This is a genomic window from Altererythrobacter aquiaggeris, assembly GCF_037154015.1.
In the GTDB taxonomy this organism is placed as follows: Bacteria; Pseudomonadota; Alphaproteobacteria; order Sphingomonadales; family Sphingomonadaceae; genus Aestuarierythrobacter; species Aestuarierythrobacter aquiaggeris.
The window spans coordinates 1,055,738-1,064,893 of the sequence record NZ_JBANRL010000001.1 but is presented as its reverse complement, the minus strand read 5'-3'; the positions used below and the strand labels follow the sequence as shown (position 1 = coordinate 1,064,893).

General features: G+C 58.9%; 8 protein-coding genes. 6 read left to right on the top strand and 2 right to left on the bottom strand.

Translation table 11 applies throughout. The annotated features are described in order from the left end of the window. The 6 genes from WFP06_RS05215 (at position 1) to WFP06_RS05190 (ending at position 7,656) form a co-directional block, all read left to right on the top strand. Positions 1-468 carry a hypothetical protein gene (locus WFP06_RS05215; protein WP_336986172.1) on the top strand — a complete coding sequence of 156 codons (468 nt, stop codon included), beginning with the start codon at positions 1-3 and terminating at the stop codon, positions 466-468. A gap of 18 nt (positions 469-486) precedes the next feature. Next, the gene (sucD, locus tag WFP06_RS05210; protein WP_336986171.1) at positions 487-1,377 is read left to right on the top strand and encodes a succinate--CoA ligase subunit alpha; all 891 of its coding nucleotides are present in this window, start codon (positions 487-489) and stop codon (positions 1,375-1,377) included. A gap of 66 nt (positions 1,378-1,443) precedes the next feature. Next, complete coding sequence (locus WFP06_RS05205) at positions 1,444-4,278, top strand: 2-oxoglutarate dehydrogenase E1 component (RefSeq protein WP_336986170.1); 2,835 nt, start codon at positions 1,444-1,446, stop codon at positions 4,276-4,278. A gap of 20 nt (positions 4,279-4,298) precedes the next feature. After that, on the top strand, positions 4,299-5,573 hold the full coding sequence (odhB, locus tag WFP06_RS05200) for a 2-oxoglutarate dehydrogenase complex dihydrolipoyllysine-residue succinyltransferase (RefSeq protein WP_336986169.1): 1,275 nt from the start codon (positions 4,299-4,301) through the stop codon (positions 5,571-5,573). A 10-nt stretch (positions 5,574-5,583) separates the two neighbouring features. Next, complete coding sequence (gene lpdA, locus WFP06_RS05195) at positions 5,584-6,987, top strand: dihydrolipoyl dehydrogenase (protein ID WP_336986168.1); 1,404 nt, start codon at positions 5,584-5,586, stop codon at positions 6,985-6,987. Between the two features lie 3 nt (positions 6,988-6,990). Beyond that, entirely contained in the window at positions 6,991-7,656 is a 666-nt protein-coding gene (locus tag WFP06_RS05190) for a trimeric intracellular cation channel family protein (RefSeq protein WP_336986167.1), read from the top strand. Positions 7,657-7,659: 3 nt separating this feature from the next. On the opposite strand, the gene WFP06_RS05185 is transcribed toward WFP06_RS05190, so the two are convergent. Together WFP06_RS05185 and WFP06_RS05180 are read right to left on the bottom strand one after the other, a co-directional pair. Further along, complete coding sequence (locus WFP06_RS05185; RefSeq protein WP_336986166.1) at positions 7,660-8,439, bottom strand: hypothetical protein; 780 nt, start codon at positions 8,437-8,439, stop codon at positions 7,660-7,662. A 111-nt stretch (positions 8,440-8,550) separates the two neighbouring features. Further along, positions 8,551-9,117, bottom strand: coding sequence for a hypothetical protein (locus WFP06_RS05180; protein ID WP_336986165.1), 567 nt, complete (start codon positions 9,115-9,117; stop codon positions 8,551-8,553). Positions 9,118-9,156 lie beyond the last annotated feature (39 nt).

Sequence of the window (9,156 nt, the reverse complement as noted above, 5' to 3'; positions counted from 1 at the left end):
ATGAAAAGTTTGTTAAAATCAGCTGCTGTCGGCTGTGCTTGTGCAGTGCTGGCCGCCACGCCCGCTTCCGCACGGGAAATTGACCGCATTGAGATAGTCCAAATGGTTGACCCGGCAACGCGCGTAACTTCATCGTCGGCCTGTCGCACTGAAAAATCTGTTGCCGCCGGTCAGATCGAGAAGTTGAAGCTGTGTACTGATTGGCGGCACGAACTGTCATACACGGTCGTTCGCCGGTTTCTTGTGGCAAGCTCCGACGACAAATTGGACAAAGAACAGCGCAAGCTGGTTGGAGCATGTCTGAACCGCGCCGCCGCCAGAGGGCAGACCGAAGCGCGCGGAGCGGACGTTATGCTATCGGACACCCGCGGGGGTTTTGACCGTTGTGCGGTAAGTTCCGGTATAACCAATGCGAACGCCATCTCCCTCGCATTTGAAGACAAGCACGAAAAATTGCGCTTGCGATAAACTTTTAAGGGACCATCAATGAGCATCCTCGTAAACAAAGACACCAAGGTCATCACGCAAGGGATGACGGGTGAAACCGGAACTTTCCACACCCAGCAGGCGCTCGATTACGGGACGCAGATGGTTGGCGGGGTTACGCCGGGCAAAGGCGGCACAACGCATATCGGCCTTCCCAATTATAACACAGTCGCCGAGGCCAAGGCCGAGACGGGCGCGACCGCTTCATGCATCTATGTCCCGCCGCCGTTCGCAGCGGATGCGATCCTTGAGGCAATCGACGCCGAGATGGAACTGATCGTTGCGATTACCGAAGGTATTCCGGTGCTCGACATGGTCCGCGTCAAGCGTGCGCTGGCCGGCAGCAAGTCGCGCCTCATCGGCCCGAACTGTCCCGGTGTGCTTACGCCGAATGAGTGCAAGATCGGGATCATGCCCGGCTCAATCTTCAAGAAGGGCAGCGTCGGCGTTGTCAGCCGCTCGGGCACACTCACTTACGAAGCTGTGCACCAGACCACGATGGTGGGCCTTGGCCAGACCACGGCTGTCGGCATTGGCGGCGATCCGGTGAACGGCACCAATTTTATCGACGTGCTGGAACTGTTTCTAGCCGATGATGAAACCAGGTCGATGATCATGATTGGCGAGATTGGCGGCAGCGCCGAAGAAGAAGCCGCACAGTTTATCGCGGACGAAGCCAAGAAGGGCCGCAAGAAACCCATGGTCGGCTTTATCGCCGGAAAAACGGCCCCTCCGGGACGCCGGATGGGCCACGCGGGCGCTATCGTTTCGGGCGGCCAGGGCGGAGCAGACGACAAGATCGCGGCGATGGAGGCTGCAGGTATCCGCGTCTCCCCCTCGCCCAGCGAACTTGGCACGACGCTCGACGCTTTGTTGAAAGAACTCGTCTGATAATCGGAAATGTCGCTGCCCAAAGCGGGCGGCGCCCTTCCCCACGGACCAATTGAGGTGACCCGAATGGGCGACCAAATCCAGGATTTCGAGCCTGCCGATCCGCAGCCCGGCCCATCATGGGCAAACCCGCGTTGGCCGCTCGTCGGCGGACCCAACGAAGATGATCTGACGCAGGGTCTTGACCCGTCGGCCATGCAGCTGGCGGTAACGGCGTCTGCGCAGAAGTCTGGCAAGGTCATGGATCAGGCCGCGCTGGAACAGGCAGCCGCGGACTCGATCCGCGCGATGCTGCTGATCCGTCTTTATCGTGTCCGCGGGCATCTGGCGGCCGATCTCGATCCGCTTGGTCTGAGCCACCGCGCAACACCCGAAGACCTCTCGCTGGAATGGCATGGTTTTGCCGGGCAGGAAGACCGCGAGGTTTACGTCGGCGGTGCGCTCGGCTTTGAATGGGTGACCGTGGGCGAATTGCACGAGGCGTTGCTGCGGAATTATTGCGGCAAGGTTGGCCTCGAATATATGCATATTTCCGATACGGAAGAACGCCGCTTCCTCCAGGACAAGTTCGAGGGTCCCGAGGATGTCATCCAGTTCACGCCCGAAGGCAAGCAGGCCATCCTGCAAGCGGTGATCCGCGGCGAACAGTATGAAAATTTTCTCGGACGGAAATATGTTGGGACCAAGCGGTTCGGCCTAGATGGCGGCGAGAGCATGATCCCCGCGCTCGAAGCCGTGATCAAATATGGCAGCCAGACCGGTGTGCGCGAGATAATCTACGGCATGGCGCATCGCGGCCGCCTCAATGTGCTCGCCAATGTGATGGCCAAGCCATACCGCGTGATCTTCCATGAATTTTCCGGCGGCAGTTCCACGCCCGATGAAGTGGGCGGGTCGGGCGATGTGAAATATCATCTGGGCACCAGCACCGACCGCGAGTTTGACGGTATCAAGGTTCACATGAGCCTGGTCCCCAACCCCAGCCATCTGGAAACAGTCGATCCGGTGGTTCTGGGCAAAGCGCGCGCACAGCAGGCAATCCGCGACGATTTGAGCAAGCACGAGCAGGTTTTGCCGGTCCTGATCCACGGCGATGCAGCCTTTGCGGGCCAAGGCGTGGTGTGGGAATGTTTCGGCCTTTCGGGCGTGCGTGGATACAGCACCGGCGGCTGTATCCACTTCATCATCAACAACCAGATCGGTTTCACAACCAGTCCGAAATTTGCCCGCTCCTCGCCCTACCCATCCGACGTTGCAAAGGGCATCCAGGCGCCGATTTTGCACGTCAATGGCGATGATCCCGAGGCCGTGACTTTCGCTTGCAAGCTGGCCGTCGAATACCGCCAGACCTTTGGCCGCGACGTGGTTATCGACATGTGGTGCTATCGCCGCTTTGGCCACAACGAAGGTGATGAACCCAGCTTCACCCAGCCGCTGATGTATGACCGCATTCGCAACCATCCCAAGGTCAGCGTCATCTATTCGGGCAAACTGATGGAACAGGGCGTGATCGCCAAAGGTGACGCGGAAACCATGCAGAAGGATTTTACCGACCTTCTGGAAGAAGAATTTACCGCTTCAAAAGATTACGAGCCCAGCAGTGCCGACTGGTTCGGCGGGCGCTGGAGCGGGCTGCACAAACCTGCCGATGCCGAAACCGCAAGGCGAAACATCGACACCGCTATCGAACGCAAACTGTTCGATAGTCTTGGCCGGACACTGACCGTCGTTCCCGATGACCTGACCATCCACAAGACGCTTGGCCGCGTGCTCAAGGCCAAGGCCGGAATGTTCGAAAGCGGCGAAGGTTTCGACTGGGCAACCGCAGAGGCGCTGGCTTTCGGCAGTCTGGTTACCGAAGGATTCGGCGTCAGGCTTTCGGGGCAGGATTCGGGCCGCGGTACTTTCAGCCAGCGGCACGCAATGTGGATCGACCAGACGGATGAACGCAAATACATCCCGCTTGCCACTTTGCCGCACGGCAAGTTCGAGGTTTATGACAGCACCTTGTCCGAATACGGGGTGCTTGGCTTTGAATATGGCTTCGCTCTGTCCGATCCCAAAACGCTGGTGATGTGGGAGGCTCAGTTCGGTGATTTCTCGAACGGCGCGCAAATTATCATCGATCAGTATATCGCTTCGGGCGAAGCAAAATGGCTGCGGGCCAACGGGCTTGTCATGCTGTTGCCACACGGATTTGAAGGTCAGGGGCCGGAACACAGTTCCGCACGTCTCGAACGGTTCCTGCAGCTATGTGCGAATGACAATATCCAGGTCTGCAATATTACCGTCCCGGCCAATTACTTCCATGTCTTGCGCCGCCAGATGCTGCGCCCCTTCCGCAAGCCAATGATCATAATGACCCCTAAAAGCCTGCTGCGACACCCGCTTGCAAAATCGGAGGTGGGTGAATTTACGGGCGATAGCCATTTCCGCCGGATTGTGAGCGACACCGCCGAAATAGCAGACGATAAAGTCCGCCGTCTGGTCCTGTGTTCGGGCAAGGTTGCCTATGATCTGATCCAGAAACGGGACGAGGAAGACATTGATGATGTCTCGATCGTCCGGATCGAGCAGCTTTACCCCTTCCCCGGCGAACCGCTGACAAAGCGCCTCGAGCGTATGACCAATTTGAAAGAGGTTTACTGGTGTCAGGAAGAACCGAAAAACAACGGCGCCTGGTTCTTTGTCGAAAGCCAGATCGAAGACGCGCTGGCAAGGGCCGGACATGACGCGATGCGGCCGCGCTACGCCGGGCGCGAACCGGCAGCATCGCCCGCAACCGGGCTGGCCAACCGGCACCAGATGCAACAAGAATCACTGATCTCGATCGCGCTGGATCTGGCTGATGGCGGCGCAGCGAAGCGCGCTGAAGCGAATAAATCCAGAACGAAATCCTGAGCGGCTAGGAACGCAAAGATATGGCAAGCGAAGTAAAAGTCCCCTCACTGGGCGAATCGGTCACCGAGGCCACAATTGGCGAATGGCTGAAAAAGCCCGGCGATGCCGTCGCAATCGACGAACCGATTGCGAGTTTGGAAACCGATAAGGTCGCGATCGAGGTTCCCTCGCCGATTGCCGGTGTGATGGGCGAATACGCTGTCGAAGTTGGCGATACCGTAGAAGTCGGCGCAATTCTCACCACGATCAGCGAAGGTGGCGGTGCGGCTGCTGCCTCTGCAACGGCCGCAAAATCGGCTGAGGGATCATCCGCCCCATCACCTGCCCCATCACCGGCTCCGGCTCCGGCTCCAGCTCCTTCTGCGCCAGACGATGGCCCCGATGCGTCCAAGACGCTTTCACCCGCCGTCCGCCGCGCTGTTCTGGAACACGGCATCGATCCCTCCACAGTCAAGGGCACCGGCAAGGATGGACGCCTGACCAAGGAAGACGTGATTGCCGCTGCCAAAGCCAAAAAGGACGGGTCGCAAAGTGCCGCAGTCAGCGCGCCCGCACCTGCACCGGCTGCCTCTGTGGCTACGTCCGATACCGCTGGCCGCAATGAAGAACGCGTGCGGATGACCCGCCTTCGCAAGACCATCGCCAAACGGCTCAAGGGCGCACAGGAAGAAGCCGCGCTGCTGACCACTTTCAACGATGTCGATATGACCGCGGTGATCGAGGCACGGGAGAAGTACAAGGATCTGTTTGCGAAAAAACACGATATCAAGCTCGGCTTCATGGGCTTTTTCGCCAAGGCGGCGCATCTGGCGCTCAAGGACGTTCCCAGCGTAAACGCCCAGATCGACGGTGATGAAATCGTCTATCACGACTATGTGGATATTTCCGTCGCAGTCAGTGCGCCGGGCGGTCTGGTTGTTCCGGTGGTGCGCGATGTTGACAAAAAAGGCTTTGCCCGGATCGAGAAAGACATTGCCGATTTCGGCGCGCGTGCCCGCGACGGATCGCTTACCATGGATGACATGACCGGCGGCACTTTTACCATTTCAAACGGCGGTGTGTTCGGCTCGCTCATGTCCACGCCGATTATCAATCCGCCGCAAAGCGCGGTTCTGGGCCTTCACCGGATCGAAGACCGGGCGGTTGTCGTCGATGGCGAGATCGTGATCCGGCCGATGATGTATATCGCACTAAGCTATGATCACCGCCTGATCGATGGCCGTGAAGCGGTAACCGCACTCAAGATTATCAAGGAAGCGATCGAAGATCCCACGCGGATGCTGATCGACCTCTGAGGAAGACAATATGGCTGACCACACTTTCGATTATGACATTCTGATTATCGGTTCGGGCCCCGGCGGTTACGTCGCTGCAATCCGCGCGGCGCAGCTTGGCCTGAAAACCGCCTGCGTGGAAAGCCGCGGGACATTGGGGGGCACATGCCTCAATGTCGGATGCATACCGTCCAAGGCACTGCTGCACGGTTCGGAACTGTTCGACGAAGCCAATGAGCACATGGCCAAATGGGGCATCAAGACTTCGAAGGTCGAATTGGATCTGGATGTCATGATGGCCGAAAAAACCAAGGCGGTCGGCGAGTTGACAGGCGGAATCGAATTCCTGTTTAAGAAAAACAAGGTCGATTGGCTGAAAGGCCACGGCAAATTTACCGGCGCAAACACGGTCGATGTCGATGGCAAATCAGTGACTGCCAAAGACGTCGTGATTGCCACCGGCTCCGGCGTTATGCCGCTGCCGGGCGTCGATGTCGATAATGACAAACATCTGATCGTGGATTCCACGGGCGCACTATCGCTGCCGAAAGTTCCCGCCAAGCTCGTGGTTATCGGCGGCGGGGTGATCGGGCTGGAACTGGGCTCGGTTTGGAATCGCCTCGGTTCGCAAGTGGTGGTGGTGGAATTTCTCGACCAGCTGCTGCCCGGCATGGACGATGATGTCCGCAAGGAAGCCGCCAAGGTTTTCAAGAAACAGGGAATGGAACTGAAGCTCAAAACCAAGGTCACGGGCGCGGCAATCAAGGGCAAAAAGGTTACCGTGACGGTCGAACCGTCCGGAGGAGGCGACGCTGAAACAATCGAGGCCGATTGTGTGCTTGTGTCGATCGGACGGCGTCCCAACACCGACAATCTGGGCCTGGATGCCATCGGGCTTGAACTGAACAAGCGCGGCCAGATTGAAATCGGTCACGATTTCCGCACCAAGGTCGGGGGTGTCTGGGCCATCGGGGACGTTGTCCCGGGCCCGATGCTTGCGCACAAGGCCGAAGATGAAGGCATTGCTGTGGCCGATAACATTGCAGGCCAGGTCGGCATCGTGAACCACGCAATTATCCCGAGCGTCGTTTACACAATGCCCGAATTCGCCGGCGTCGGCCTGACCGAAGAAGAGGCCCGCGAACAGGGCGAAATCAAGGTCGGCAAATTCCCGATGATGGCAAATAGCCGGGCCAAGACAAATCGCGAGCCGGAAGGCTTCGTCAAGATAATCGCCGATGCCGAAACCGACCGGGTTCTGGGCGCGTGGATGGTTGCCAGCGTGGCCGGTACGATGGTTGCAGAAGTCGCGATTGCGATGGAATTCGGCGCAACGTCGGAAGACATTGCCTACACTTGCCACGCACACCCCACCCATGCCGAGGCCACGAAAGAAGCGGCCATGGCCGTCACTGGCAAACCGATCCACATTTAAGCAATGGATCCCGCCACAATTTCGGGAGACGTTACGGAGATAGTTCTCACTCCGCTGCTCGACCTGCTCGATATTCTGGGGGTTGCGGTGTTTGCCCTGTCCGGGGCGCTGATTGCCGCGCGACTGAAACAGACATTCGTGACCATGGTGTTCTTTGCACTCGTTACGGGCGTCGGCGGGGGATCGGTGCGCGACCTGCTCATCGGTGCGCCGGTTTTCTGGGTTCAGGATCCATGGGTCGCCCCGGCATGTCTGGTAATGGCGTTGATTGCCTGGCTGACCCCTGTCCGCTGGTGGGAGGGAACCCTGCTGGAATGGGCGGATGCTGCGGGCCTTGCGGCCTATGCGGTACTCGGCACAGCCAAAGCTCTGGCTTACGGGGTCCCGCCGGTCGCCGCGATCCTGATGGGCGTAATTACAGGCTGTGTAGGCGGGATTATCCGTGATGTGTTGGCGGGCAGGCCGTCAATCCTCATGCGGCCGGAGCTTTATGTTACCGCTGCAGCTTTTGCCGCTACGCTTTGTGCAGTGGGCATGATGTTCGACATACCGCGCTGGGCGGTGTGGATATTTGCTGCCCTGGCCGGCTTCGCCATGCGCGGGGCAGCGATCCACTGGAAATGGAGCCTGCCGTCCTACGGATCAGGCAGGCTCCCTAAATCAGGCTAGCAATCAGTCGGCCATCACGTAGCGGCCATCATCGCCGCCGTTATTGTCATCGCCGTTATCGTCAACCGGGCCGCCCGGATAGGCCGGCTGGGATGCCATTTCGGCTGATCTGTCCGCAGGCTGCGATCCGGCCTGCGACCATGCGCGGGCATAGCGGTCATCTTCCCACTGGCTGCCGCGTGAAGGGGCGGCGGAACTCTCGAAGTCTCGACCGCCGACATCGATATCGGAAATGCGGCCGTCATTATCGATCGTGCACCGGAAATTCTCACCGTCGTAGAGCGTGCCTGTCACGGTCCATCCTTCGCCGGTCCGGTTTACGCTATCCACGTTTTCCACGCGGCCATCGCGTTCGATTTCACGAACGCACATTTGCGCTGCACGATCGAGCCCGCCGCTGTCGGACCGGCGATCCCGGTCGTTGGTGCGATAGCGGTAATCGGTATTACGGCTGTCACGATTACGATAGTCGCCGCTACGGTAGTCACGGTCACGATAGCGCTCGTCCCTTTCGCGCTGCCTAGAACCGGATGCCGCAGCGATGGTGCCCAATATGATCGCACCCACAATCAGATCACCGGCTCCGACGCCGCGATTGTGATGGTGGCGACGGTAGCGCCTGTGATCGTACACTTCATCGCCGCTGGTCCAGCCGGCATCAACCGGCGCAGCACTACTGGTGCGCGGAACCTGGATGTCGGCGGCAGCAGCCGGAACCATACCAGTCGAGGCGGCGGCCAACATAGCAGCGGCGGCAGCAAGTTTCGAATTGAAGAGCGCCATGGGTGCCCCTTCCCTTGATAGACGGACGGCGCGGTGCCTGCCCTATGGATGCAAAGTTAGGAGGCCCAGGCTTGCGTAAGCCTGAACCGCCCTTCGTCAATATCCGGCAAATCAGAACCGGAGCTTTTTAAAATCAACGCGTTGTACACGGCCGTCATAATCAACCCGGCACGTAAACCTGCCACTATCATAACCGGAATGACGGCGGCGGTCATAACCGCGATAGTCGTTGTCCCAGCCGCTGGCGCGGTAGTTTCTGTCACGGTAATTGCGAGATTGTACAGCAATCCTGCCATCGATCTTCCAGCCGTAGCGGGTGCGTTCTACTTCACGAATATCGGTCACATCTGCCCTGCGGGCGCCATAGCGAAGCGCTTGGCGTTCAGCGCGGTTGACACACCGCTTGACGGCAGCGCGCTGGCCAACGCCCCGGCGATAGTCGCGTCCGCGATAATCCCGATCACGGTAATCCCGATCACCGTATCCGCGCCGGTCATAATACCGGTCATCACGGTTCGATGATCCAAGCACTGCGGCAATCCCGCCAATAATCAAAGCGCCGGCAATAACCTCACCCGCATCGATGCGATCATTATCGCGCGCTACAGCTGGTGCAGCCGAAAATGCCATTGCGCCCGCAGCCATTGTGCCGACCAGGGCTTTATTTAAATTTGTCATGGTTCTGGTCCTCGATTGGGCGGGACGACGTGTTCCGCC

Coding starts and splice junctions, on each gene's coding strand:
- WFP06_RS05190 (WP_336986167.1), top strand. CDS start 6,991: ATGGATCCCGCCACAATTTCGGGAGACGTTACGGAGATAGTTCTCACT.
- odhB (WP_336986169.1), top strand. CDS start 4,299: ATGGCAAGCGAAGTAAAAGTCCCCTCACTGGGCGAATCGGTCACCGAG.
- WFP06_RS05185 (WP_336986166.1), bottom strand. CDS start 8,439: ATGGCGCTCTTCAATTCGAAACTTGCTGCCGCCGCTGCTATGTTGGCC.
- sucD (WP_336986171.1), top strand. CDS start 487: ATGAGCATCCTCGTAAACAAAGACACCAAGGTCATCACGCAAGGGATG.
- WFP06_RS05205 (WP_336986170.1), top strand. CDS start 1,444: ATGGGCGACCAAATCCAGGATTTCGAGCCTGCCGATCCGCAGCCCGGC.
- WFP06_RS05215 (WP_336986172.1), top strand. CDS start 1: ATGAAAAGTTTGTTAAAATCAGCTGCTGTCGGCTGTGCTTGTGCAGTG.
- WFP06_RS05180 (WP_336986165.1), bottom strand. CDS start 9,117: ATGACAAATTTAAATAAAGCCCTGGTCGGCACAATGGCTGCGGGCGCA.
- lpdA (WP_336986168.1), top strand. CDS start 5,584: ATGGCTGACCACACTTTCGATTATGACATTCTGATTATCGGTTCGGGC.